The sequence below is a fragment of the Bradyrhizobium diazoefficiens genome (assembly GCF_016612535.1).
GTDB classification, from domain to species: domain Bacteria; phylum Pseudomonadota; class Alphaproteobacteria; order Rhizobiales; family Xanthobacteraceae; genus Bradyrhizobium; species Bradyrhizobium diazoefficiens_C.
The window spans coordinates 1,696,954-1,722,038 of sequence record NZ_JAENXS010000002.1; the positions used below are offsets into that span (position 1 = coordinate 1,696,954).

Below are 25,085 nucleotides of genomic sequence, written 5' to 3' on the forward strand. Positions count from 1 at the left end.
GGCGTCCAATGGAAGTTTATCTGGCGCAGCCGCGCGGCTTTTGCGCGGGCGTGGTGCGTGCGATCGAGATCGTGGAACGGGCCCTGCAGAAGTACGGCCCGCCCGTCTACGTGCGCCATGAGATCGTGCACAACAAATACGTCGTCGAAAGCCTGAAGAACAAGGGCGCCGTCTTCGTCGAGGAGCTGTCCGAGGTTCCGCCGAAGGCCGTGACCGTTTTCAGCGCCCATGGCGTCGCCCGCAGCGTCGAGGAAGAGGCCGCCGCGCGCGACCTTCCGGTGCTGAATGCCACCTGCCCCCTGGTCACGAAAGTTCACAATCAGGGGAAGCGCTACATCACCAAGGGACGAACCCTGATCCTGATCGGCCATGCCGGCCATCCCGAGGTCGAAGGCACGATGGGCCAGGTTCCCGGCCCCGTTCTGCTGGTGCAGAGCGTCGAAGAGGCTAATGCGCTGGCGCTGCCGGCCGATACGCCAGTGGCCTACATCACCCAGACCACCCTGTCGGTCGACGACACCAGGGACATTGTCGGGGCCCTCCAGGCCAGATTTACAGATATTCAAGGCCCCGACATCCGGGATATCTGCTATGCGACACAGAACCGCCAATCTGCGGTAAGGGACTTGAGCAAGCTGGTTGACGTGATTTTGGTGGTGGGCGCTGCCAATAGCTCGAATTCGAACCGGCTCCGCGAAATCGGCACTGAGGCCGGGGTCGCGAGTTATCTGATCGCCGATGGCCGCGAGCTCAATCCGGAGTGGTTGCAAGGTGCCAGAACCGTCGGCCTCACGGCCGGCGCCTCGGCGCCTGAGGTCTTGGTGGATGACGTGATCGAAGCATTGCGGCGGATCGGACCGGTGACGGTGTCGGTGCTCCCGGGCCGCGAGGAAAACATCGAATTCAGGCTTCCGGCCGAACTGGCTGCGAGCTGACCTACCCGAATTTCAAGCCCAGAAAGAAACCTGTAATGGCAATCCCCTTCTTCAAGGAAATGCGTATCGGCGGCTATTTGCTCAAGCAGAAAATGCTTGGCCGTAAACGCTATCCGCTCGTGCTGATGCTGGAGCCGCTGTTCCGCTGCAATCTCGCCTGCGTCGGCTGCGGCAAGATCGACTATCCGGATGCGATCCTCAACCGCCGCATGACCGCGCAAGAGTGCTGGGACGCGGCCGACGAGTGCGGCGCGCCGATGGTCGCCATTCCCGGCGGCGAGCCGCTGATCCACAAGGAGATCGGCGAGATCGTGCGCGGCCTGGTCGCGCGCAAGAAGTTCGTCTCGCTCTGCACCAACGCGCTGCTGCTCGAGAAGAAGCTCGACCTGTTCGAGCCCTCGCCCTATTTGTTCTTCTCCGTGCATCTCGACGGCCTGAAGGAGCATCACGACAAGGCCGTGTCGCAGCAGGGCGTGTTCGACCGCGCCGTCTCCGCGATCAAGGCCGCCAAGGCGCGCGGCTTCACCGTCAACGTCAACGCCACCATCTTCGACGGCCATCCGGCCGAGGAGATCGCGAAATTCCTCGACCTCACCGTCGAGCTCGGCGTCGGCGTCTCGATGTCGCCGGGCTACGCCTATGAGCGCGCACCGGACCAGGCGCACTTCCTCAACCGCACCAAGACGAAGAAGCTGTTCCGCGACGTCTTCGCGATGGGCAAGGGCAAGAAGTGGAACTTCATGCATTCCGGCCTGTTCCTGGACTTCCTCGCCGGCAACCAGGAATACGAGTGCACGCCATGGGGCATGCCCGCGCGCAACATCTTCGGCTGGCAGAAGCCCTGCTACCTGCTCGGTGAAGGCTACGCCAAAACCTTCAAGGAGCTGATGGACACCACCGACTGGGAAACCTACGGCACCGGCAAGTACGAGAAGTGCGCCGACTGCATGGCGCATTGCGGCTACGAGCCGACGGCCGCCACCGCTGCGCTCAACAACCCGCTGAAGGCGATGTGGGTGTCGCTGCGCGGCATCAGGACCACGGGCCCGATGGCGCCCGAGATCGACATGAGCAAGCAGCGCCCGGCGCAGTACATCTTCTCGGCGGAAGTGCAGAAGCGCCTGTCGGAGATCCGCAAGGACGAAGCCGCGGCGGCTCAGGAGAAGGCGGCGCGGAAGGCATCGACCGCCGCGTAAGCGAGCCGGCAACAGCTACAAATGAGAACGGCCCGGTCGCGAATGGCGACCGGGCCTTTTCTTTTGTTCGGCTCAAGGTGGGGAAGACCGGAGCGATGCGCCTCCTTGCCGGGTCGCGCCGGCTCGCCCTCCCGCCAAAAAGTGAAAAACAACCCCATGCACAGTAGAAACGCGGTTGCCCGCCGGCACCCGGCCGATTGGGTCAGGCCGTTGCAACGTCGAGCAAATCAGCGGCCAACAGGCAATGGCCGGGGCTTGCGCAGCGCTGACACTGGAATGCGCCGCACGCCGTCGCGTTGACAGCAAGCCGGGGGAGTATCGACTTCGTATTTTACGAATTTAATTTGACGCGTCGAGACTGAGCAAGAACTACTAATTATCGAAGTCAGGCCAGCGTGGGCCGGCTGACTGCGAGGGGAAGCTCTATATTTGTCCAGAGAGCGGCTAGAGCAACCTGGATGCACGTCAAAAGGGCTACGCGGGTCCATCGGCAAGTAGCACGCGTCTTTGCGAGCGCGGCCAGAAGCCCGTCGAACCCAAGAATGTTGAGCACGCGGGTGAAATTGTAGCAGAGCGCCATCAGACTCCACTCGCCGCGGACCTTGTCGAGGCCGCGGACCAGGAAATGACGATAGCCGGCACGGCATTTGAGCGTGCCAAACGGATGTTCGACGATGCCAAAACGACGGCGCATCAGCTCGCCCGCGCCCTGCATCCGCGCGCGATGACGTTCGAGAACGTCTTCATGCTCCCAGCGACCTATCGTCCGGTAAGCCGCGTTCGAGCCGAGGCAACGGACCTTGAGCGGGCAGGTCCTGCAGATCGCCCCGCGCGCCGCGTAGCGGATCTCGATGCGGCCACTGGTGTTCTCCTGCCTGCTCTTCATCGGATGTAGCTGATGGCCGCCGGGACAATGATAGGTGTCGGATGCGCCATCATAGTTGAAGTCCTTGAGGGCGAAGCGGCCTTGCTTTTCGAGCCGGGCGTTGCCCTCCGGCACCGGCACATAGGCCGTGATGCCATCGTCCTCACAGGCCTTCAGTTCGCGACTGCTGTAATAGCCCTCATCTGCCAGCGCCTGCAGGGTCTTGACCTCGAGGGCTTCCTTTGCCGCCATGGCCATCGCATGGAGCTGGCCGACATCGCTGCTGTCGTTCACCACCTCGCTGGCGACAATGAGCTTGTGCTTGTCGTCGACGGCGGTCTGCACGTTATAGCCTGCGACCCCCTGGCCGCTCTTGACCAGAAGCCGGGCATCCGGATCGGTCAGGGACAACTGCGTCTGGCCATTCTCTTCCAACCGAGCAAGATCGGCTTGTGCGCGCGAGCGCTTCGCCATCAGTGCCGCGACCTTCGCCCCGATGTCGCCGCCATCTTCACCGCCGCCATCGGGCCCATCCTTGACCGCCTTCTTGGCTTCCGCGGCGTCATTGTCCTCAAGGGACTTGCCGTAAGCCTCGATCTCCTGGTCAAGCTTTGCGATCTGATCGGCAAGCCTCTTGCGCGTAAAGATGCTGGCCTTGCTGGCGTCACCATGGAAGAACGAGCCGTCAATCGCAACAACGCTGCCGCCGACAAGACCGAGTTCGCGCATCAGCAGCACGAAGCTGCGGTTGGCCGCCTTCAGAGCCGCCCAGTTCTCCTTGCGGAAGTTGCCGATCGTCCGATAACCCGGCTTCAGATTCTTCAGCAGCCAGATCAGTTCCAGATTGCGGCAGGCCTCCCGCTCCAACCGACGCGACGACCTGATTCGGTTGATGTAGCCGTAAAGGTAGAGCTTCAGCAGATCGGCCGGATCGTACGGCGGCTGGCCGACCTCTTCAGCCTTGCGCTCAGCATGGCGAAAGCCGAGCTTGGCAAGGTCGAGGACACGAACGAAGCTCTCGATCGCCCGGACCGGGTTGTCCGCCCCGACATAGTCCTCAATCCGGGCAGGAAGCAGACTGGCCTGGTCGCGGCTCTCGCCGGTCTTGAATGTGCGATTCGTCATGAACAGAATCGTACATCAACTCCCCAAAATGACGAGTTCTTGCTCAGTCTCGTCGGGCAAAACAGTGGCACGATGGCATCGTGGGATTTTCGAAAGCGGCACGATCGCACCGCCCGGAAACGAGACATTACGGCAACGCATCGTGGCAACCCACTTGTCACTGCAATTACCGTGTCTCACTTATGGGGTGCAGTCCAGCACTGTCACCGTAATACCGTAATACCGCGTCCCGTCAGAAGTGGACCTCGGTGCGCATGCCGAGAACCACGGCATTGTCGGTCTTCACACCTACGGCGTTATAGCCGCGCCCGCCGGGATTGATGACGTATTGCGCGTCGAGCTTGAGGTTCAGCCAGCCGGTCGCCTGCCAGCCGTACCAGACTTCGATCGGAACTTCGTTGCCGCCGGCATTGGGGCTCAGCGCCGCCGAATTCACATGGGTCGTGCCCACCGCGAAGCCGACTTCGTCCTGGGGACGCCAGGTGAACGTTCCGGTGTGCCGGAAGCCCCCGGCGATCTGGTAGTCCTGGTACGAGGTCCGGTGATCCGCAACAGTCGTATTGAGGAAGGTGTACCAACCCACCGCGCCGGGGCCGTCAACGCTCAACCGTTGCACGATCGACTCGTAGACGCCGTAGCGGCCTCTTTGATCACCGAGATTTTGATCCGGGACGCCGCCGACGCCGGGGATGGTGGAGATGATACCGGGAAGGCCACCATCGATGGTCGATGCGCTGTCATACCAGCCGCCCAGTCTCCATGTCCCGCCCAACGGCCCCTTCGGTGCCCAGACCAGCTCGACCGGCACCAGCACGCCACTGGCGGGACTCGAGTGAGGAACGCCCGGCAGGAAGTAGACGGTCGAATCGTCCGTCGTCAGATAATTCGGATTGGCGTCGTAGACGCCGACCGACACCGTGAACTCCGGGGCCACCTTGTAGTGGACGACACCGGCCCACTGGCTCACCGGCCAGTTATAGATGTACCCACCCTGGATGTTGCCGGGCTGGCCGCCGCAGAAGGTCAGGTTGATGAACTCGCACAGACCGAAGAAGAAGTCGGAACCGACGGGCAGACGGCCACCCTTGAGTTCGAGCCGGTCATCGAACAGCTTCTGTGAATAGTAGAGCTGTGTCAGGCGCAGAATATTGCCGCGGCCAAATACTTCGTTGGTCAGCTGCAGGGCGGGAATGTCCGCCTCGGTATTCAAATTCTTGCCGAAGCGGTCGACCAGCGTCAGGCCGATGGTGCCGCCCTGGATGCCGGCAAGCTTCCCCATGTCGAACTTCGCGCCAAACCACAGCTGACCGGCGTTGGCCGCGGTGTTCCTGCTTCCACCGGTGACGTTGCCGACAGATTCGTTCCCCAGCGTCAGGCCCAGCTCGATACCGCGCTCCTTCAGCTTGGTCCGGCCGAGATCGCCAAACAGATACGGTCTCGTCCAGAAATCGTCGGTCGCCGCATACGGAACAGGCGCAGCTTTCGTCGAAAAATCGGCCGCATGCACCCCACCGCCCAGCAGCGAAGACAAAGCAATCCCTACACCGCACACACGTGCAGTGCTCACAAACCTGCGCAACATTTTGATCATCCTCCCGTCGTCTCAGGCTCTATTATTCTTGCCTCACGTTCCTGCCCAAAGCCCTCGAGCCTGGAACGCGCTCCTTCTCCAGCAAACACCACCGCAGCCGCCGACGAACGGCTTTGTATCAACTGGAGCCTGGATCCATCATCTCTGGTCACCCGTTCTCGCCGGCAGCGCATCCATCCCGCGCGGTGCTGCGCCCTGCTGTCCTTCGGGTGTCGATTTCGGCGCGGTGCGGGTGAGCCCGGCCAGCGCGAGCTTGCGCCGTCGTCGAGCCTGCAATTGCTGATCCGCCAACACGCCGATCAGAATCACGGTCCCCATCACCGCGAAGTTCAGGGAATTGGGAATGCCCAGGATATTCACGAGGTTCTGCAGCACCTGCAGCAGCGCAGTCCCCAGCACGATACCGAGGATGGAACCCTCGCCGCCGCGCAGGCTGCATCCGCCCAGCACGGCAGCCGCGATCGCGTAGAGCTCGTAGAAATTACCGAAGGAGCTTGGAGACACCGAGTTCGTGTAGAACACGAACAAGACCGTCGAAACTCCGGCGAGCCCGCCGCTGATGATATAGGCGGTTGCGATCACCATATTCGTGTTGATGCCGGAGAAGCGCGCCGCTTCCTCGTTCTTGCCGACGGCATAAAGCCAGCGCCCGTAGACCGAGCGGTGCAGCAGCACGCCGAGGATGAGCGCAAGGACGATCAGGAGGATGAAGGTGTTGGGGATGCCGGCCACATTGCCGGAGGCAATGTTGCCCAGGGTCCCGGCCTCGTCGCCATAGCCGAAGCCGCGTGTCGAGTCGGTCGTATAGTAGCGGGCGGCGCCGCGATAGATCAGCAGCCCGCACAGCGTCACGATGAAGGGCTGCATTTTCAGCCGGGTAATCAGGAGCCCCTGAATGGCCCCCAGCGCCAGTCCGCCCAGCAACACGGCCAGCAGCGCCAAGGGCCAGGGAATCTGATACGTCGTCAGAAGATCGACGAATACGACGCCGAGCAGCGCGAACATCGAGCCGAGCGAGAGGTCGATGCCGCCGGTGATGATCACGAGCCCTTCGCCGAGCGCAAACACGCCGAACAGGCCGATCAGATTGGCCATGTTCAGCAGGTTCACCAGCGACAGGAAGGCCGGATTGATCATGCCCGTGATGACGGAAATCACCACCAGCAGCAGGCCCAGGCCGAGTTCTTTCTTGATCATGGCGCAGCCGCTTCCACGGTTTCCGGTGCCCGGCCGATTGCAAGCTGCAACACGTTGTATTCGCTGAACTGCGGGCGCTCCAGCACGCCGCTGACGCTGCCTTCGTGCATCACTGCGACCCGATCGGAAACGCCTATGACCTCCTCCATGTCCGAAGAGATCATCACGATCGCGACGCCCTGGTCGGCGAGTTCGCGCATCAGCGCGTAGATCTCGCTCTTGGCACCGACATCGACGCCACGGGTCGGCTCATCGAAGAACATCACGCGCGGCCGCATGGAAAGCCACTTGCCCAGCACGACCTTTTGCTGGTTGCCGCCGGAGAGCGTCACCGCCTCCATATCGATGCTCGGCACCTTGATGGAGAGACGCCTCACCTGCTCTTTCGCGACCTTGCGCTCGGCCGCGCCGCTGACCAGCCACATCCGCGCATAATTCAGCAGGCTGGCCAGCGTCACGTTCTCGCGGATCGGCAGCTCCAGCACGAGCCCGGATTTCTTGCGGTCCTCCGGCATCAGATAGATGCCTTGCCTGATCGCGTCCCGCGGCGATGCGACATCGACCGGCGCGTTGTCGATCCTGATCTCGCCGCCCAGCAGCGGGTCGATGCCGAAAGCCGCGCGGGCAAGGGAGGTGCGACCGGCGCCCACCAGCCCTGCCAGTCCGAGGATCTCGCCATGCCGCACGGAAAGATCGATCCGCCGGTCGGGAAAGGCCGATGTCACGACGCCGACGATGTCGCAGCCGCCCGGCTGCGGCGGCTGCTTCGGCGGCGTATGCAGCGCTTTCAGGTCGCGGCCGATCATCAGCCGGATCATTGCGCCATGGCTCAGCCTGTCCCGCGCCAGCTCTCCCACCGTGCGCCCGTCGCGGAGCACCACGACGCGGTCGGCACAGGTCATGATCTCGCCGAGCCGGTGAGAGATATAGATCACCGAGATGCCGTGCGCCTTCAGATCGGCAATCACCTCCAGCAGCCGTTCAGTCTCCGAAATCGTCAGGCTGGAGGTCGGCTCGTCCATGATGATCACGCGGGCGTCGATCGAGAGCGCCTTGGCGATCTCCACCATCTGACGTTCGGCGATCGACAAATTGTCGACCAGCGTGTCGGGGGTGAAATCGGCGCCCAGCCGCTGCAACAGCGGCGTCACGCGGGCGCGCATCTCCGCGCTGTCCACCAGCTTCAGCGGGCCGCCGAAGAGCTTCTCGCGTCCGATGAACACGTTCGCGGCGACGTCGAGATTCTCGAACAGGTTCAGTTCCTGATGCACGAAGGCGATGCCGGCCTGCGTCGCCTCGCTGACCGTCATATTGGCATGATCCGTGCCGCCGATGCGGATCACGCCCGCGCTCGGCGCAACCACGCCGCCCAGCACGCGCATCAACGTCGATTTGCCGGCGCCGTTCTCGCCGATCAGGCCCAACACCTCGCCGCGGTACACGCGCAGGCTGACATCGTCGAGGGCCATGACCCCGGGATAGGCCTTGCTGATCCCGGCGAGTTCGAACAGGATTTCCGCCATTCATTTCCTCCCACTCGACGCCCGACGGGTCTGCCAGCCGGGCGTCGAAAGGTACTCAAAGTCACTTCTTCAGCAGCTCCTTCATATGAGCGGTGAACTCCGCGACGTTGGTCTTGCTGATCACCTGGGTCGGCACGATCAGCTTGCTGTCAGCCGGAATCCAGGACTTGTCGCCGTTCAACGTCTTGATGATGTTGGTGGCGGAGAGATACCCGAATTCGTACGGCTGCTGCACGACCGTGGATTCGATCGTGCCATCGGATATTCCCCGCAGCGTGCGCTGATCCTCATCGAAGCCGACGATCTTCACCTTGCCGGCCTTGCCAGCCGCCTTGACCGCGTCGTAGATCAGCGGTGTCTCGTAGCTCCAGAGGCCGGACAACAGTGCAATGTCGGGATATTTGACGAGCACGTTCTCCATATTCGCCTTGGCCTTGGCGAAGTCCACCTGATCGGTGAAGACGTCGACCAGCTCGACCTTAGTGCCGGCGATCGCGTCCTTGATCCCCTGCACCCGCTCGCGGGCGTTGTCGGCGTCCATCGTGCCGACGAACAGCGCGATCTTGCCGCCGTTCGGCAGCGCCTTCTTGATCTCCTCGCCTGCCTGCCGCCCCGCCGCGACGTTGTCCGTGCCGATATAGGCGAGACGCTTGCTCTGCGGCGCGTCGCTATCCGTCGTGATCAACACGGTCTTGGCCGCGACCTTGTTGAGCTCTTCGGTCGCATGCGGCGCATCGTCGACAGAGATGGAAATGCCCGCGACACCGCGCACCAGCAAATCGTCCAGTTCGCGCCGCTGGCCCGCCGCCGTCGCTTCGTTGGTGACGATCAACTGGATATCGTATTCCGGGTGCTCCTTCTGAGCCTTCTCGAGCCCGCGGCCTGCGATGGTCCAGAAGTCGGCCGCGGCATTGGTGACCAGCGCAATGGTCTTTTTCTGCTGGGCCTGCGCCATCCCAGTCGCCATCGCGAGCGCGGCGGTCGCGAGCAACGGCACTAGCAATGTCTTCATCGATCCGTTCATGTGCACCTCCCTTTGGCACCCCGGTAAGGGGCTCACGACGCTTTTGCGCCTCATTTTATTCACGCAGAGAAGAAATGTTGCGGAGCAAAACATCAAAATCAGGATGCGCCAGCTCCTTCTTCTAGCGGAAATAGTACATGAGGTATGGTAATAGTAAATATGGCTCGCAGACGACACCGACGGCTGTGCTTTTTCAATCACACCATCCGCTCTCCCGTGCATTAATTTCACGTACTTAATTAAAGAGACAACATGGTTGACCAAATTGAGCCGTCGAGACGCATTTCGAACACCGCCCGCGGCGCGAACCGCGGGCGCATCGTCGAAGTCCTGCGACGTCAAGGGCCGTTGCCGCGTGTGGAGCTCGCCCGGAGCACGGGATTGAGCTTCCCCGCCGTTTCGGGCCTGACATCGAGATTGATCGCAGAAGAGTTGCTGTGCGAGACCGAGACAGCGGCAACTTCATGGTCCGACGACACGGACGAAGACGATGCGGACGGGTTGAACGGCCGCCGCCGTGGCCGGCCAGCCGTGCTGTTGACCCTGAACCCGGCGTTCGGCCGCATCGTTGCGGTCTCGCTGCGCATGAATCTGATTGAGACACTGATCGGAGATTTCAGCGGCTCGGGCCTGGCACAATCGCGGCTCGAAATCGCGACGCGGGCTCTTGACGCGGGCGCGTTGTGCGAACTCGTGATGACGCAGATCGATGCAATGCTCGAGGCGACGGCCACACCGCGCCATCGCCTGTTGGGAATCGGGATTGCGCTGCAAGGTATCGTGAACGCGGACACTGGCCAGCTGCTGTGGAGTCCGGCGCTATCGGTCACCAATGTCGATCTGGTGAAGCCGGTGCGCGAGGCCTTCGGCGCCGAAGTCGTGATGGCGAATGACGCCGTCGCGGTTGCGCTGGCCCTCTCCGCTGCAGAGCCATCACTGGCGCAGGGCCTCTCGGCCACGATCATGGTCGGCCATGGCGTCGGCATGGGCGTCGTTGTCGACGGCGAAGCGCGCTGGGGCGCCGGCGCCGGCAGCGAAATTGGCCACATCAAATTGGGATCGAACGGGCCGCAGTGCCGCTGCGGCCAGCGCGGCTGCATCGAGGCCCATCTCGCCGACTATGCGCTCTATCGCGACGCCCGCACCTTTCTCGACTTGCCGGCGGCGGCGGCGCAACAGCCGTCCGAGGCGCAGATGGCCCTCCTGCGCGAGCGAGCACGGGGCGGCGATCCCCGTCTCGAGCACCTATTCCACCAGGCAGGTCGCGCGCTTGCCGAAGCGGTCGCGGCAACGATATCCCTGCTGCGCCCGCATCATGTGATCCTGGCCGGACCCGGCCTGCAGGCATTTGACATGATGCGGCGCGCCTATGAGGAGCGGCTCGAGCAGGCGGTGTTGCCGTGGCTGCTCAAGTCGACCGCAATCTATCTGCGTCCAAGCGAATCGGCGGCGATTGTCGAGGGCATGATGCGACGGTCGCTGTGGGTCGTGGACAGGAACCGCATGGAGGCGACCGAGTGAACATGGGAAGCTGCGGCCCTGTTCGAGCCGGAGTCCGGTGCACTCACCGCAATTCAAAGAACTCAACGTGGTTCCTGACTAAGCTTATCAAAACAAAAGGCCCAATCGCCAATGGCGACCGGGCCTTTTGTTTTTATCAGATCGAGACCCCGCTCAGATCGTCTCAGCGACCAGCGCCTCGCTGTCGACGAGCTCGGTGCCGATCAGGAAGTCGCGGCAGCCGCGCAAGCTGCGGAGCGCGCGGTTGAAGTCGAGGCCGGTCGAGACCAGCGCATGCAGCGTGGTCGGGTTGCGCACGATGCCGCGCAGCACGGCGGCGAGGTCGATCTGGCCGTTCGGCTTGATGGCGGCGCGGGCGAGCGCCGGCAGCGCGCGGTGGGCTGGATCGCTGATGACGCGGACCGCGGCGAACGGCAAGCCGGCCTCGGCGGCGTAGGCGGCCGCGATGTGGCTCTCCATGTCGACGGCGGAGGCCCCGGTCTCGGAATGCAGCGCTGCCTTCGAGGTGCTGCCGGTGACCACTTCCTCGGCGCCGGCGAGGCTGCCGCGCACGACGCGGCGGCGGCCGGAGGTCAGCTTGTCGATGAGGTCGTCACCGAGCGACAGGCCGGCGGCCCAGCGGGCGTCGCCCGCGAGCACCTCGGTCGCCACCACGACGTCGCCGGAGCGCAGCGTCGGGTCGAGCCCGCCGGCCACGCCGAACGAGATCACGCCACGAATCGTCTCGGGATCGAGCACCGTCAGCAGCGCCCGCAACTGGGTCGGGCTGCTCGACGAACAGATCACCGCCATTCCGGGCCCGGCCGCGATGCGGGCCTCCTGAACCAGACCGGTCACGATCAATATCGGTCGCGGGTCAACGGCCTGACCCGCGGTCACATAGTCCCCCGTCCCCAAAGTCACATCCCGACCCCTACCACCCTGCTGTTGGTGTTCCGCAAGTTCCGATACCGCGCCAACGCCCACAGCGGGAAGAACTTCGGGTAACCATGATAACGCAGATAGAATACACGCGGAAAGCCCGTGGCGGTGTAGCGGCTCTCGTCCCACAGTCCTTTTTCGCCTTGTGTGGCAATCAGGTACTCCACCCCGCGGGCGACGGCCGGGTGATCAACCTCGCCTGCCGCCATCAGGGCCAGCAAGGCCCATGCCGTTTGCGAGGCGGTCGAGGGGGCGGCTTCCCAGCCCTTGTAGTCCAGCCGGTAGCTGACGGCGTCTTCGCCCCAGCCGCCGTCCTCGTTCTGGATCGAGGCCAGCCAGCCGGCCGCCTTGCGCATCATCGGATCGGTGTGGGGAACTCCAGCCATATTCAGGGCTGAGAGCACCGACCAGGTTCCATAGATGAAGTTCATGCCCCAGCGGCCGTACCAGGACCCCTCCGGGTGCTGGGTCTTGCGCAGGTAGGCGACCCCGTCGGCCACGTGCTTGCTGGTTGTCCCGGTCTCGCCGAGCTGGGCCAGCATCGAGATGCAGCGCGCGGTGACGTCCTCGGTCGGCGGATCGAGCAGCGCGCCATGATCTGAGAACGGGATGTTGTTCAGGTAATATTCGAGGTTGTTGACGTCGAAGGCAGCCCAGCCGCCGTCATCGCTCTGCATCCCCTCGATCCACTCGCGGCCGCGGTCGATCGCGGCGTCGTAGCCGGTCGCACCGTATTCACGGCGCATGCGGTCCATCGACATCACCACCACAGCGGTGTCGTCGAGATCAGGGTAATAGGCATTGTTGTACTGGAACGCCCAGCCGCCCGGGCGCACGTCGGGCCGCTTCACCGCCCAGTCGCCCTTGACCTCGAGCTCCTGCTTGGGGATCAGCCAGTCGAGGCCCTGCTTCGCTGCGAGCACCGCCGTATCACCGCCGGCTTCCAGAAGTGCATGCGCCGTCAGCGTCGTATCCCACACCGGCGAGACGCAGGGCTGGCAATAGGCCTCGTCGTCCTTGATCACGAGCAGCTTGTCGATCCCCCGGCGCGTGGCCGCCCGCGGCGGATAGCTCTCGTCCTTGCCGAGTGCGTCGTACATCATGACGATGTTGGCCATGGGCGGATAGATCGCGCCCATGCCGTCCTCACCATTGAGCCGCTCTTCGGTGAAGGCGAGCGCCGCATCGATCGCGCGCTGGCGCAGGCGCTTCGGAAACATCGGCTCGACCACGCGCAAAATGCCGTCGAGCGCGCGGAACAGCACGAACCAGGCCATGCTCTGGTGCGGCGCCTTGGCGGTCATGCCGATCGAGCGCGGATCCTGGAGGAACAATTCGTCGACGCCGACGCCCTTCGGATTCTTCGCGCGTGGCTTCAACGCGGCGATGACCATCAGCGGCACCATGGTGGTGCGCGCCCAGTAGGAGATCTTGTTGAGATGAAACGGCGACCAGAACGGCAGCAGCACGATCTCGATCGGCAACACCGGCACCGCGCGCCAGGTCAAGACTCCGAACGTCGCGAGCAGGAAGCGGGTGAAGACGTTGCTGTTGATCGCGCCGCCGTGCGAATGGATCGCCTCGCGCGCGCGGACCATGTGCGGGGCATCCGTGGAATCGCCGATCATCTTCAGCGCGAAATACGCCTTTACGCTGGCGCTCATGTCGAACGCGCCGTCATGTACCAGCGGCCAGCCGCCATGGGCGCCCTGGAGGCGGCGCAAATAGTTGCCGATCTTGGCTTCGAGCACGGTGTCGACGGGCTCGGCGAGATAATGACGCAGCAGGATATATTCGGCCGGAATCGTGCAATCGGCCTCGAGCTCGAACACCCAATGGCCGTCGGGTTGCTGGAAGCCGAGAACGCCTTGCGTGGCTGACGCAATGCTCGATTCCAGAGTGCTCGATTCCAAAGCTTCGCGGCTGGTCGCGTTCACGGAATCCATCTCGCTCGATTGCTCCGATAGTCGATTGAAAGTGACGGGGACATTGCCCGTCAGGACCGCTTTTCAGGATCCTTTTTAGTCACGAGCCCTGTTAGTCAAGAACCCTGGGCGGCCAAAACCAGATCGGCGGCGCGATCACCGGACCGGACCGATCCCTCGATCGTTGCCGGCAATCCCGTAGCAGTCCAGTCACCGGCAAGAAACAGGTTTTTCAGCGCGGTGACCGGCCCCGGACGCAGGGCATTCTGGGCCGGCGTCGCCGCAAATGTGGCACGGCGCTCGCGCACGATCTGCCAGGGAGGCAATGGAGGAGGCAGCTCGCCGGACACACCGCCGGCCTTGCAGACGTCGTTCCAGATCGCCTGCGCAAGTTCCTCGCGCGGCATGTCGACCAGGCGGTCGCCATTGCTGATGGTGACCGACAACCGGTTCGGGAACGCGAACAACCATTCAACGACGCCGCCGATCACGCCGAGGATCGGAGCCGAACCCGGCGGCGGTTCGACGCGGAAATGCGCGTTGACGATGGCACGGAATTCGGTCGGCGCCGTCAGACCCGGCAGCAGGCTCGTGGCCGCGCGCGGCGGCACCGCCATCACGATCACATCGCCTGCACCAAGCTGGACCACATCCTCGCCGCCGAAATTCAGCGCGCTGACCTTGCCGTCATTCGTCACGAAGGATCGCAGCTCATGGCCGAGCTGAACGGTGTGGCCGCGCTCAGCCAAGAATTTCACGGCGGGTTCGATCAGTACGGCGCTGAGGCCGTCGCGCGCGATCAGCGGACGGCAGGCCTGCCCGCCCGCAAGCAGCGTCTCGCGCACGATCGCGCCGGCGAGACCGGCCGAGCCCTCGGGCGGATCGACGTTGAGCGCTGCGAGCAGCAGCGGCTGCACCAGGCGCTGATAGAGAATGCCTTCGCAGGGAATGGACTTGCCGACCAGCGTCGCTTCCGATGCCCAGATCAGCGGCGCCAATTTCAGATAGTCGGTGAGCCCGGTATCGGGCACGCGGCGGCTCTCGTCGAGCACCCAGGTCGGCAGACGGCCGGCGCCGAGATCGATCTGCCAGCGCTGCCCTGTCGTGATATCGACGAAGGGAAACTGCGCGCTTTCAGGGCCGACCAGGCCGGCCTCGGTGCCGATCGAGCGCGCATAGGCCCGCGCGTGGCTGTTGCCGGACAGCAGCAGATGATTGCCATTGTCGATGGTGAGATTGGTGGCGCCGTCAAAATAAGAACGGCAGCGGCCGCCGGCCTGCTGCGTCGCCTCGTGCACGGCAACTGTGAGGCCGGCATTGGCGAGCCGCACGGCGGCGGAGAGGCCGGAAATTCCGGCGCCGATGATGTGAGCTGTGTTTTGCATCAGATGAGAGCGTAGCGGAGCAGGATCAGGATGCGTGTGACCTTCGACACACGCACCGGCTCGCGCGGCGCGTTGAAGCCGCGCGCGATCAGGAGGTCCAGAATGGAGTGATAGTATCTCGACATGATCCGCGGCGCGCGCACGATGCGGCGGCGGTTCCGGTTCATGATCTCGTCCGACTGCTCGAAATGGGCTTTCGCGCGCTGCGTCAGCGGCAAGCAGACCTTTGCCAGCGCGCGCTCGTTGATCACGCGGTTCGGATCGTCTGAGGTGATGCCGGCATGCAGCAGCGCTTCGCGCGGCAGATAAAGCCGTCCGAGGCCGGCGTCCTCGTCGATGTCGCGCAGGATGTTGGTGAGCTGCAGCGCGCGGCCGAGATGATGCGCGAGCTGAATGCCGTCTTCTTCCGGCAGGCCAAACACCCGCACCGACAACCTCCCCACGGCGCTGGCCACGCGATCGCAATAGAGATCGAGCGTCGCCATGTCGGGCGCGCGAATGTCCTGCGGCACGTCCATTTCCATGCCGTCGACAATGGCGAGAAAATCCTCCCGCTTCAGCCCGAACGTCTTCACGGAGCCGACATAGTCGACGAGCCGCGCCGGCGGATGGCCCCGGTAGAGCGCCTCGATGTCGTTGCGCCACTCCTGCAGCGCGGCGAGCCGCTCGTCGCGCGGGCCGTCGGAATCGGCGATGTCGTCGACCTGACGGCAGAAGCTGTAGATCTGGAACATCGCCTCACGCTGGTCGCGCGGCAGGATGCGCATCGCAGCGTAGAAGGAGCTGTTCGATGCGGACGAGCCATAATTGGCGCTGGGCACGGCCGCCTCAAGCGTCATGGGCAGTCCCCGGATTCGAGATGGCCTTGCGGCCGATCGCACGGCGGCCGACTTCGCCGATCATCCCGGCGAGGCTGAAGGTGAGCAGTTCGAACTTGTTCAGGTGCACGCGCTCGCGCAGGGGATCGTGGACCTTCAGGAGGCGCACGATGCGGTCGGCGTAGGCCTGGATCACCGAGACGTCGACGCCGAGGCGGAAATCCCTGATTTCTGCGCTCAGCGATCTGCCCTGGTTGAGAAGTGCTTCGTTGCGGACCGCGAGCGCCTGAAGACAGGACAGCATCGCCGGCGGCGACTGCGCAAGCCCAAGCTGCTCGACCGAGGCGCCGCTTGCGGCCAGGGCATCGCGCGGCAGATAGACGCGATTGAGTTCGCGAAAATCCTTGCCGCAATCCTGGAGATGGTTGTTGATCTGGAGGGCCGCGCAGAGCGCGTCCGAGGCGGCCCAGGTCGAGGTGCTCTCGCCATGAACGTCGAGCATGAAGCGGCCGACCGGCATCGCCGAATAGCGGCAATAGTGGATCACCTCGTCCCAATTCTCGTAGCGCAGCTTGGTGACGTCCATGCGGAACGCGATGAGCACGTCGAGCGCGTGGCGCGGCGCCATGCCGCGTTCGGCGAGCGCGCGCCGCAGCGCGACGGCTTCGGCCTGGGTGTCCCCCTTGCCGAGCAGTTCCGCCTCGAACAGATCGAGATAAGCGAGTTTCTGGTCGGGTGGCAGCGTCGCATGGTCGGCGATGTCGTCGGCGGTGCGGACGAAATCGTAATACGCCAGGATCAGCGCACGATGACGCGGATGAATGATCCAGGACGCGACGGGGAAATTCTCGTCGCGGTCACCCTTGCCGGATCGCAATTCGCTCGCAGAGGTCATCGAGGGCTGATCAACAATCGTTTGGACAGGAAGGGTTTTTTCGCCTGCGCGGGCTCATGCCGGCAACGCCGCCGCGGCCCCCATATAGGGGAATACGGTCGTAAAACCAATCCTGTCTCTCGATGGCAGCCTTCCGGATCCGGCCTGAAAAAGGCGGCCCCACGGCCGCCTTTGTGGGCCAGTGGCCGAGCTTACTGGTTATGGTTCTTCAGGACCTGGTCGCAGGCCTGCGAGATCTTGGCCCGGTTCTCCTTGAGGCAGGCCAGAATGGTGAAATCGCCCTGGTCGATGACCGGACGGCAGAACTTCTGCACATCGCGCGTGCAGGCCTTCTGCTCGACGTCCGTGCCGCGCCCTTGCTGGGCGAATGCCGCCGTGGAAAGGGATGCCGACAGCAGGGTGAGAGCGACGAGAAGCTTACGCATTGTATTCCTTCATTCTGACGGCAGAATCGCACCGATCCCGGACAGCACAGGGCGGACGGCGGGAACGGATTCGTCTGATGGCAAGTTGCCGCGGAGTGAGCGGCATCGGAGAAGGCACAAGCGCTGGCAAATGCGGCCAAATTGGCGCCGCGTCTGCCAAATCAGGTCTTCCCTCGATCCTCATTGGCAGATGTAAGGGGTTGATACTACGTGATAATTCGTACACGCGGCGTTTTACTGCATACCTGTTGCAGAGCTGCATCTGTCCGATCGGCCATTTCGGCCGGAAACACACAGAAACAGAGGGAATCTGGACTCAGACCATGGCGACAACGCTTTGCGAGCCTGACATCGTGGCCGGTCAGGCTTGAACCTGACACAGGCTCGGAACACTAAACTTTCGATGTGGCGAGACGGCCTGTCATGAGCGGGCGTCGTTCCAAAACGGGATATTTATGATGAAATTCTTTGGGCGATCTGAACTGGCGATCAAGGCGGCCGGCATTGGTGCGGCGCTGCTCTTCTCAATTGCGGCAAGCCACGCGCAGTCGTCCGGGCCGTTCGCCGGTTTCGACGGGGCGTGGGCCGGCACCGGCACGGTATCGCTGTCCGACGGTTCGACCGAACGCATCCGCTGCAAGGCGGACTACAAGGTCGCCGGCACCGGCCTCAGCCTCAAGCAGGCCCTGCACTGCGCGTCCGACAGCTACAAGTTCGACCTGACGAGCGACGTGACGAGCCAAGGCGAGCGGATCTCCGGCAATTGGAGCGAGTCCAACCGCAATATCTTCGGCAACCTCCAGGGCACCGCCGGCGGCGGCCAGATCGACGTGTTCGTCGAGGCCAACGGCTTTGCCGCCAATTTGTCGCTGCGCACCAACGGCAGCAAACAGACGGTGCAAATCTCCTCCAAGGGTGAGATCCGTGGCGTCAACATCACGATGACGAAGAGCTGACGCAGGCTCTCCAATTCTGAAGTCAAACAAAAACCCGGCTCTCACGAACCGGGATTTTCTTATTTCACAGACACGACCGCATATCGCGATCGCTTCAGATCGCCGGCTTGTCCGGGCCCTGCAGCTTGGCATGTAGGTTGATCAGCCACATCGCCGTCGGCCGCAGGATGAAGAGATCGGCGACCAGCGCCGCCACCATCGAGAAGGCGCTGAGCCAGCCGAACAGCCGCAGCGACGGCAGGTCCGAGAACACGGTGACGACGAGGCCGCAGGCCAGCACCACCGTGGTCAGGATCAGCGCCGGGCCGACCAGCACGGTCGCACGCTCGACCGCGAGCGCCGAACCGATGCCCGGTTTGCTCTCCAACCGCAGGCGGTTGAGGAAGTGGATGGTGGCGCTCAGGCCCAGACCGAACGAGACGGTGAGCGCAACGACGCTGGCGAATTGCAGCCCCTCGCCCATCGCCCACAGCACCGTTCCCGACATCACCACCGGGAAGATGCCCGGCAGGACGCAGGCAAACATCACCACCCAGGAGCGGAACGCCAAACCAATGAAGATTGCGACCAGCGCGAATTCGACGGTGAGGCCGCGGTTCAGCTTCTCGATCATGCCGGCCGAGTTGCGCGCGGCGATGGCGGCGAGACCGGTGACCGCGATCTCGTAGCCGGGATGCTTCTTGCGGACCGCATTGAGCTCGGAGTCGAGCTTGTCGACGATCGGCAGAAGCTGGCTGGAGTCCTTGTCCGGCACGCGGCCGGCCACGACCACCGCATCCTGCTCGGCGTCGATGAAGCGCCGCACCAGATGCTCGGGGATGACGCTCACATATTCCTTGAGAGTAGCGACATCGTCGCTGCCGGCCTTTTCCGCCAGCCAGCGGCGCAGCGTCTCCAGCGACCAGACGTTGCCGACGCCGGCCGCCTTCTCCACGGTCGCGTGCACGTCCGCGATGGTTTGCAGGGTCTCCGGCGTATAAAGCGATTCACCCTTGGGGAACTGGATCAGCACGTTGACCGGATTGGCGCCGGTCAGCTTGGCATCGAGCCGGTTGCTGGCGGCAACCGCCTGACGCTTGTCCGGCACTTGATCCGCAAGCCGGTAGCGCGGCTGAAGATTGGCGTAGACGACGCCGAGGCTGGCGACGAACAGCAGCGCGATCAGGCTGAACAGGCCGGGCCGGCCGACCATGCGCACCGCGATCCAGTAGCAGAAATTGCGCAGCGCCTGCACGCCGGCGTCCGCGCTCTGGAACTTGACCGCAAAAACCTTTTCGTTGCGCACGAACAGCACGCCGAACACCGGCACCAGCGACAGCACGGTGACCAGCGCGATGATGGTCGCAGCCAGTCCCGCCTCGCCGAATTTGCGGATCAGGTCGGAATTGGAGAACTGCAGCGCGATGAAGGAAATACCGGCAGTGCCATGCGTCAGCACGCAGGCCGGGCCGACCACCAGCACCGCGTTCTTGAACGCAGTGAACTTGTCCTGGCCTGCGATCAGCCTATCGCGTGCGGCGAAGGTCAGCTGCATCGAGTCCGAGAAGCTGATGACCATAATGAGGGGCGTCATCACGTTCAGGAACATGTTGAGATTGAAGTTGGCCCAGCCGAGTGCGCCGAGTGCCAGCAGGATCGCAATCATCGGCGGGAACGCCGCCACCACCATGAACGAGATCTTGCGGAAGAAGACGATGGCGATGACGCAGCCGGCGAGAATGCCGAGGATGTTGTAGGTGAGCCCATCACGCTCGACCGCGTTGCGGATCTCGAGCTGCATCACCGGCACCCCTGAGAGCTGCACGCTCAGTCCGGTATCGCCGAGATCCTCCTTCATCAGCGCGCGGATGTCGCCAACGGTCTTGGTGAGCTTGTTGGAGGCGACCACCTCCGGATCGAGCGACAGCACGATCAGCGCGAGCGTGCCGTCCTCCGACAACAGTTTGCCGCGGATGATCTCGTTGTTCTTGACGGTCTCGATGAACTGGTCATAGGCCGCGCCCTCCGGCAGTTCGGAGGGGAACAGCGCGGCCGGCAGCTTGCCGGGCGCCGGCGCCTGGCGTGCCGAGAACAGCGAGACCAGCCCACGCGTGCCCTCGACCAGTTGCAGGTCGGTGACGAAGTCGCGCAGCTTCTCGAGGTTGTTTCGCGCCAGCAGGTTCTTGCCCTCGACCACGACGAGGACGTCGAATTCCTCCGCCGGGAACTTCTTGGTCACTTCCTCGTATTGGTGGAATTCCTTGGAGTTGGAGCGGAACAGCTGCGACAGCGAATCGTCGATCTTGATCCGATGGATGCCGAACACGGCGCCGACGATCAGCACCAACAGGACGATGCAGGAGACGATCGGTGCCCGGACCGCGATCAGCCCGAGGCGCTCCAGCCCGAAGGCAATGGAGGTCGCAGGCCCCTGCTCGACCTTGTCGACATGAACCTCATTCTCGCGGTGCTTTTCGAGCATGCCTTGTCCAGTTCCTAAATCGGCTCGGTCAGTGAGCTTATTGCGCCCCGCGAACGGCTTGAAAACGCCATACCAATGGGAGGCTTGCCCTTTGAAAATGCGCGGAAAATCGCCGGCAGCGGTTTAGCAGGTCAAGAGCCATTCTCGCAAGCAGGCGAAGCGTGGCCAAATCGATCAAGATGCAGCGATTTTGCCGGAATGCCCGTCATTCCGGCAACGCCGTGCCAATTCGACGCGGCGCGCGGTCGGCGCTCTCGTCTTTGAGCGCCACGCCGGTGGCCTCTCGCGCCAGCCCCTCGCGGACCAGCCAGGCGATCTTGAGCGCCGCCTCGTCATAGCTCAACCCAGCCTTGTGGATATTCGACACGCAGTTGCGTTCGGCATCGGTCAGGCCGGGCTTCGGGGCGAAGGTCAGATAGGCACCGAGGCTGTCGGGCGCGGACAGGCCGGGCCGCTCCCCGATCAGCATCACGACCATGCGAGCGCCGAGAATGGCTCCGATCTCGTCACCGAGCGCGACCCGCGCGCTTGCGGCGACGACGACACGGCCGATCGCGACAGCTTCGTCCTCGCCAAGCAGCGGCAGCAGGCTCTTCAGCAGCGCGACCGCATGCACATGGACCGCGGCGGCCGACAATCCGTCGCCGATAACGATCGCGAGCTGGCACGGCGCGGTCGCGTCGTCCGCCAAAGCCGCGGCCGAGACGGCATCGAGCTGCCGCCCCAGATCCGGCCGGCGCAGATAGTCGCTGCGATCGGCGGCCCGGCTGCTGACCTCGGTGGCGCCAAGGCCGAGCGCCCTCACCCCGGCAGCCAGACGCGGCGCGTCGAAGGCGGCATGCACGGCATCGCGGGCGCGGGCGTGGGCCAGCGTGAAATCGAGCAGCGGTTTTGTCGGCAGGCTCGCGCCGCTGCGCCCGAGCGCGACGCGCGCAGGCGTAAGCGACCGCAGGTCGATCATTGGGCGGCGTGGGACGGCCGGATCAGACATGTCGCATCATTCGGCGGGCACCGAGGCCTCGCGTAGACGGATCGAGTAGTTCGATGCGTTCTGCTGGCCGGTCGAGGCCGCACGCGCGAAGGTGATGAGGTGATGCGCGATCATGGTGCAGCCGATCAGCCCCTCGAGATCGCCGCGCTTGATGCGTCCCAGCGCGAACTTCCAGAACACGCGCCTGTAGTCGCCGAACACGCCGACCTTCCAGAAGATGTTGCGCAGCATGACGAGGCCGCGCCGGATGTTGGGCCAGGTCTTCATCTCGTCCGGCACCGGCATCTTGAGACGGTGGGGATAAACGTGATCGCATTGATACTGGAAGCGCGCGTAGACCTTCTCGGGCTCATAGGCGACGCTCATGGCGTGCTTCCAGGAGGCTACGACCTCGTCGTAGGGCAATAGGAAACTGACGTTGGAATCGCGGCCGTCGTCGTCGAGCAGCCTGCCCTCCCGCTCCAGCCGGTCCCACAGCGGCGTCTTCGGCAGCGCCTGAAGCAAATTGATGGTGAGCAGTGGAATCTGCGACTCCTCGACAAAGGCAAGCAGCGCGTCCGCCGTGTTCGGCTTGTCGGTGTCGAGCCCCATGATGATGCCGGACACCACCTCCATGCCGTAGGAATTGATGGTGCGCACGCCCTCCAGGATCGGGACCATCATGTTGTGGTCCTTGTGCATCGCCTTCAGCGCGTCGGGATCGGGCGTCTCGATGCCGCAGAAGATGGTGACGAAATAGGCGTCGCGCATCTTCTCCAGGATCTCTGGGCGCTTGGCGATGTTCAGCGTCGCTTCGCAGGCGAGCCGAACGACATAGCCGGTCTTCTTCTGCCACTCGATCAGATGCGGCAGCAGGTCCATCGCCGCCTTGCGGTTGCCGATGAAATTGTCGTCGACGAAATAGACCGTGTCGGTCATGCCGCATTCGCGCAGGCGGTCGAGCTCCGCGATGATCTGCTCCGGCGATTTGATGCGCGGGTTGCGACCGTAGAGGCCGGGGATGTCGCAGAACTCGCACTGATAGGGACAGCCACTGGAATACTGGATGCTGCCGAGGAAGTATTTCTTCACATCGGCGAGTTCGTAGGCCGGGATCGGAAACTCCGTCATCGGCACGCGGTCCTTGGTGGTGAGCACCACCTGCGCCTCGGGGCGCGTGGTGTCGCGCGCCAAAATCTCGAACAGCTGATTGGTGGCGTCGCCGAGCTCGCCGACATGGAGGTAGTCGAAGGATGGGTAATAGTCCGGGCAGGCACTGACGGAGGGACCGCCGAGCGCGACCGGCAGATCGAATTCATGGGCGCGGCGGCAGATGTCGTTCATCTGCTGGCGCTGGATGTGCATGCCGCTGACGAACACGGCCTCGGCCCATTCGAACTCTTCGCTGCTCGCACGACGTAGGTTCTCGTCGACGAATTTGACCTGCCATTCCTTCGGCAGATAGGCCGCAAGCAGCAGGAGGCCCTGCGGCGGCATGAAGGCGCGGACACCGTCGGTCAGCGGATAGGCGTGCTCGAAGGTGCCGAAAGATGAGGTGTAACGCGGGAAGACGCAGAGGATATGCCGGATCGTTCCGTTGCTTTCAGCGCGCATCGAACTTCCCCCAACCGACGTTCTACGAACGGTACTGACGAGGTCACCAGACACATAACGTAACGCTGTGACCGAATTTCCTCAATATCGTGGCACCGAACTAATTCGTGAGACGCGCCAATGGTTTCCCCGGTTCACGCCGGTCGATGAGGTTTTTTGTGAGGTCTTTCGCATCACCCGATCAGCCGGGAGGCAAAATCGGGCAACAGGCCGGCATCGCCGGCAAGCCGGAAGTCGGGGCCGGCAATGCCCGTCTGCGCCAGCCAGTCGTCGAACTCGGGCGCACGGGCCGCGCCGAAGACGTCACGGACATAGAGCGCGTCGTGGAAGGAGGTGGATTGGTAATTGAGCATGACGTCGTCGGCGCCCGGCACCCCCATGATGAAGGTGACGCCGGCGGCAGCGAGCAGCGTCAGCAGATTGTCCATGTCGTCCTGGTCCGCCTCGGCATGGTTCGTGTAGCAGATGTCGATCCCGAGCGGCAGGCCGAGCAGCTTGCCGCAGAAATGGTCCTCGAGGCCCGCCCGGATGATCTCCTTGCCGTCGTAGAGATATTCGGGGCCGATGAACCCGACCACGCTGTTGACCAGCAATGGCGCAAAGGCCCGGGCCACCGCATAGGCGCGCGCCTCGCAGGTCTGCTGGTCGACGCCGTGATGGGCGTTGGCCGACAGCGCCGAACCCTGGCCGGTCTCGAAATACATCACGTTCTCGCCAACCGTGCCGCGCTTCTGCGACAGCCCGGCCTCGTAGCCCTCCTTCAGCAAAGCGAGGTCGATGCCGAAGCTGCGGTTGGCGGCCTCGGTGCCGGCGACGGACTGGAAGACGAGGTCGACCGGCACGCCCTGCCCGATCAGCGACAGCGTCGTCGTGACATGGGTCAACACGCATCCCTGCGTCGGGATCTTCAGCCGCGCGATGATCTCGTCCAATAGCCGCAGCAATTGCGCGATTCCCGCCGGATCGTCGCTCGCCGGATTGATGCCGATACAGGCGTCGCCCGCCCCTAGCAGGAGGCCATCGAGGATCGAAGCGGTGATGCCCCTGGCATCGTCGAAGGGATGGTTGGGCTGCAGCCGCGTGCTCATCCGGCCCTTCAGGCCGATGGTGTTGCGGAAGGCGGTCGTCACCTCGCATTTCCGTGCCGCCAGGATCAGGTCCTGGTTGCGCATCAGCTTCGAGACTGCGGCCGCCATTTCCGGCGTGATGCCGGGCGCGAGCATGCGCAAGCTCTCCGGCGTTGCGGCGTCCGACAGCAGCCAATCGCGGAAAGACCCGACCGTGAGTGAGGAGACCTGCGCAAACGCCTTGGCGTCGTGGCTGTCGATGACCAGGCGGGTGATCTCGTCGGCCTCGTAGGGAATCACGGCTTCCTGCAGGAACTGCCCGAGCGGGACGTCGGCGAGCGCCATCCGCGCGGCGATCATCTGCTCGGCGCTGTCTGCTGCGATGCCGGCCAGCCGGTCGCCGGAGCGCGGCGGCGTCGCCTTGGCGAGGAGATCGCGCAGGTCGGCGAATGTGTAGGTCGTTGCGTCGATGGCGTGGCGGTAGACCAAAGGCCCCTCCGGGTTCGTCGGCCAATGACCGACTTCGAGGCGATCCCGAAACTATACCTTGGGATCAAGACGCTGAACTATCTTACCTTTCCCTCGACCAATGGCGAAGGGCGCCAACGGCCGCGTTAACCCAGCATCCATCTTCATCCTGCATAGTTTTGCAACAATTTTACACGACCGCG

Annotated in this window: 19 protein-coding genes; 4 read left to right on the forward strand and 15 right to left on the reverse strand. The window is 63.6% G+C overall.

Annotated elements, in window-relative coordinates; genetic code table 11:
• Window positions 1-8 precede the first annotated feature (8 nt).
• Together ispH and hpnH are read left to right on the forward strand one after the other, a co-directional pair.
• Window positions 9-935, forward strand: a complete 927-nt coding sequence (gene ispH / locus JJE66_RS24950; RefSeq protein ID WP_200518761.1) for a 4-hydroxy-3-methylbut-2-enyl diphosphate reductase — start codon at window positions 9-11, stop codon at window positions 933-935.
• Window positions 936-970: 35 nt separating this feature from the next.
• Entirely contained in the window at window positions 971-2,131 is a 1,161-nt protein-coding gene (gene hpnH, locus JJE66_RS24955) for an adenosyl-hopene transferase HpnH (protein ID WP_200517119.1), read from the forward strand.
• A gap of 385 nt (window positions 2,132-2,516) precedes the next feature.
• Here hpnH and JJE66_RS24960 read toward each other — a convergent pair whose 3' ends face one another.
• The 5 genes from JJE66_RS24960 to JJE66_RS24980 all read right to left on the reverse strand — a co-directional run bounded on the left by JJE66_RS24960 (window position 2,517) and on the right by JJE66_RS24980 (window position 9,456).
• Complete coding sequence (locus tag JJE66_RS24960) at window positions 2,517-4,121, reverse strand: IS1182 family transposase (RefSeq protein WP_200512844.1); 1,605 nt, start codon at window positions 4,119-4,121, stop codon at window positions 2,517-2,519.
• A 232-nt stretch (window positions 4,122-4,353) separates the two neighbouring features.
• Window positions 4,354-5,703 carry a carbohydrate porin gene (locus JJE66_RS24965; protein ID WP_200518763.1) on the reverse strand — a complete coding sequence of 450 codons (1,350 nt, stop codon included), beginning with the start codon at window positions 5,701-5,703 and terminating at the stop codon, window positions 4,354-4,356.
• Between the two features lie 147 nt (window positions 5,704-5,850).
• The gene (locus JJE66_RS24970) at window positions 5,851-6,909 is read right to left on the reverse strand and encodes an ABC transporter permease (RefSeq protein WP_200517120.1); all 1,059 of its coding nucleotides are present in this window, start codon (window positions 6,907-6,909) and stop codon (window positions 5,851-5,853) included.
• Complete coding sequence (locus JJE66_RS24975; RefSeq protein ID WP_200517121.1) at window positions 6,906-8,432, reverse strand: sugar ABC transporter ATP-binding protein; 1,527 nt, start codon at window positions 8,430-8,432, stop codon at window positions 6,906-6,908. The genes JJE66_RS24970 and JJE66_RS24975 overlap by 4 nt, the downstream gene beginning before the upstream one ends.
• A gap of 61 nt (window positions 8,433-8,493) precedes the next feature.
• Window positions 8,494-9,456: a sugar-binding protein gene (locus JJE66_RS24980; RefSeq protein ID WP_200517122.1), complete on the reverse strand. Its 963-nt coding sequence runs from the start codon at window positions 9,454-9,456 to the stop codon at window positions 8,494-8,496.
• Window positions 9,457-9,708: 252 nt separating this feature from the next.
• Between JJE66_RS24980 and JJE66_RS24985 the strand changes: the two genes are divergently transcribed.
• Entirely contained in the window at window positions 9,709-10,977 is a 1,269-nt protein-coding gene (locus JJE66_RS24985; protein WP_200517123.1) for an ROK family protein, read from the forward strand.
• Between the two features lie 153 nt (window positions 10,978-11,130).
• Here JJE66_RS24985 and JJE66_RS24990 read toward each other — a convergent pair whose 3' ends face one another.
• The 6 genes from JJE66_RS24990 to JJE66_RS25015 form a co-directional block, all read right to left on the reverse strand.
• Window positions 11,131-11,880, reverse strand: a complete 750-nt coding sequence (locus tag JJE66_RS24990; RefSeq protein ID WP_200517124.1) for a phosphorylase — start codon at window positions 11,878-11,880, stop codon at window positions 11,131-11,133.
• Window positions 11,877-13,844, reverse strand: a complete 1,968-nt coding sequence (gene shc / locus JJE66_RS24995; RefSeq protein WP_200517125.1) for a squalene--hopene cyclase — start codon at window positions 13,842-13,844, stop codon at window positions 11,877-11,879. Before shc ends, JJE66_RS24990 begins: the two co-directional genes overlap by 4 nt.
• Window positions 13,845-13,939: 95 nt before the next feature.
• Window positions 13,940-15,208, reverse strand: a complete 1,269-nt coding sequence (gene hpnE, locus JJE66_RS25000) for a hydroxysqualene dehydroxylase HpnE (protein ID WP_200517126.1) — start codon at window positions 15,206-15,208, stop codon at window positions 13,940-13,942.
• Window positions 15,208-16,047: a presqualene diphosphate synthase HpnD gene (hpnD, locus tag JJE66_RS25005; RefSeq protein WP_200517127.1), complete on the reverse strand. Its 840-nt coding sequence runs from the start codon at window positions 16,045-16,047 to the stop codon at window positions 15,208-15,210. Before hpnD ends, hpnE begins: the two co-directional genes overlap by 1 nt.
• Window positions 16,037-16,921 carry a squalene synthase HpnC gene (gene hpnC, locus JJE66_RS25010; protein WP_200517128.1) on the reverse strand — a complete coding sequence of 295 codons (885 nt, stop codon included), beginning with the start codon at window positions 16,919-16,921 and terminating at the stop codon, window positions 16,037-16,039. Before hpnC ends, hpnD begins: the two co-directional genes overlap by 11 nt.
• 191 nt (window positions 16,922-17,112) lie before the next feature.
• Window positions 17,113-17,346 (reverse strand): hypothetical protein, encoded by a 234-nt coding sequence (locus JJE66_RS25015; protein ID WP_200517129.1) that lies wholly within the window; start codon window positions 17,344-17,346, stop codon window positions 17,113-17,115.
• 458 nt (window positions 17,347-17,804) lie between these two features.
• On the opposite strand from JJE66_RS25015, the gene JJE66_RS25020 reads away from it, so the two are divergent.
• The gene (locus JJE66_RS25020) at window positions 17,805-18,302 is read left to right on the forward strand and encodes a hypothetical protein (protein WP_200518765.1); all 498 of its coding nucleotides are present in this window, start codon (window positions 17,805-17,807) and stop codon (window positions 18,300-18,302) included.
• Between the two features lie 94 nt (window positions 18,303-18,396).
• Here JJE66_RS25020 and JJE66_RS25025 read toward each other — a convergent pair whose 3' ends face one another.
• From JJE66_RS25025 to JJE66_RS25040, 4 genes are all read right to left on the reverse strand, one after another.
• Window positions 18,397-20,763: an RND family transporter gene (locus JJE66_RS25025; protein ID WP_200517130.1), complete on the reverse strand. Its 2,367-nt coding sequence runs from the start codon at window positions 20,761-20,763 to the stop codon at window positions 18,397-18,399.
• 205 nt (window positions 20,764-20,968) lie between these two features.
• Entirely contained in the window at window positions 20,969-21,754 is a 786-nt protein-coding gene (eutC, locus tag JJE66_RS25030; protein WP_200517131.1) for an ethanolamine ammonia-lyase subunit EutC, read from the reverse strand.
• Window positions 21,755-21,760: 6 nt separating this feature from the next.
• The gene (locus JJE66_RS25035) at window positions 21,761-23,347 is read right to left on the reverse strand and encodes a B12-binding domain-containing radical SAM protein (protein WP_200517132.1); all 1,587 of its coding nucleotides are present in this window, start codon (window positions 23,345-23,347) and stop codon (window positions 21,761-21,763) included.
• A gap of 173 nt (window positions 23,348-23,520) precedes the next feature.
• Entirely contained in the window at window positions 23,521-24,903 is a 1,383-nt protein-coding gene (locus JJE66_RS25040; RefSeq protein ID WP_200517133.1) for an ethanolamine ammonia-lyase subunit EutB, read from the reverse strand.
• Window positions 24,904-25,085: the final 182 nt, after the last annotated feature.

Excerpts from the sequence above, each read along its gene's own strand:
- ispH (WP_200518761.1), top strand. The coding sequence starts at position 9 with ATGGAAGTTTATCTGGCGCAGCCGCGCGGCTTTTGCGCGGGCGTGGTG.
- shc (WP_200517125.1), bottom strand. The coding sequence starts at position 13,844 with ATGGATTCCGTGAACGCGACCAGCCGCGAAGCTTTGGAATCGAGCACT.
- hpnC (WP_200517128.1), bottom strand. The coding sequence starts at position 16,921 with ATGACCTCTGCGAGCGAATTGCGATCCGGCAAGGGTGACCGCGACGAG.
- hpnE (WP_200517126.1), bottom strand. The coding sequence starts at position 15,208 with ATGCAAAACACAGCTCACATCATCGGCGCCGGAATTTCCGGCCTCTCC.
- hpnD (WP_200517127.1), bottom strand. The coding sequence starts at position 16,047 with ATGACGCTTGAGGCGGCCGTGCCCAGCGCCAATTATGGCTCGTCCGCA.
- JJE66_RS25020 (WP_200518765.1), top strand. The coding sequence starts at position 17,805 with ATGAAATTCTTTGGGCGATCTGAACTGGCGATCAAGGCGGCCGGCATT.
- JJE66_RS24960 (WP_200512844.1), bottom strand. The coding sequence starts at position 4,121 with ATGACGAATCGCACATTCAAGACCGGCGAGAGCCGCGACCAGGCCAGT.
- JJE66_RS25035 (WP_200517132.1), bottom strand. The coding sequence starts at position 23,347 with ATGCGCGCTGAAAGCAACGGAACGATCCGGCATATCCTCTGCGTCTTC.
- JJE66_RS25025 (WP_200517130.1), bottom strand. The coding sequence starts at position 20,763 with ATGCTCGAAAAGCACCGCGAGAATGAGGTTCATGTCGACAAGGTCGAG.
- JJE66_RS24985 (WP_200517123.1), top strand. The coding sequence starts at position 9,709 with ATGGTTGACCAAATTGAGCCGTCGAGACGCATTTCGAACACCGCCCGC.
- JJE66_RS24975 (WP_200517121.1), bottom strand. The coding sequence starts at position 8,432 with ATGGCGGAAATCCTGTTCGAACTCGCCGGGATCAGCAAGGCCTATCCC.
- JJE66_RS24980 (WP_200517122.1), bottom strand. The coding sequence starts at position 9,456 with ATGAACGGATCGATGAAGACATTGCTAGTGCCGTTGCTCGCGACCGCC.
- JJE66_RS24965 (WP_200518763.1), bottom strand. The coding sequence starts at position 5,703 with ATGTTGCGCAGGTTTGTGAGCACTGCACGTGTGTGCGGTGTAGGGATT.
- eutC (WP_200517131.1), bottom strand. The coding sequence starts at position 21,754 with ATGTCTGATCCGGCCGTCCCACGCCGCCCAATGATCGACCTGCGGTCG.
- JJE66_RS24970 (WP_200517120.1), bottom strand. The coding sequence starts at position 6,909 with ATGATCAAGAAAGAACTCGGCCTGGGCCTGCTGCTGGTGGTGATTTCC.
- hpnH (WP_200517119.1), top strand. The coding sequence starts at position 971 with ATGGCAATCCCCTTCTTCAAGGAAATGCGTATCGGCGGCTATTTGCTC.
- JJE66_RS25015 (WP_200517129.1), bottom strand. The coding sequence starts at position 17,346 with ATGCGTAAGCTTCTCGTCGCTCTCACCCTGCTGTCGGCATCCCTTTCC.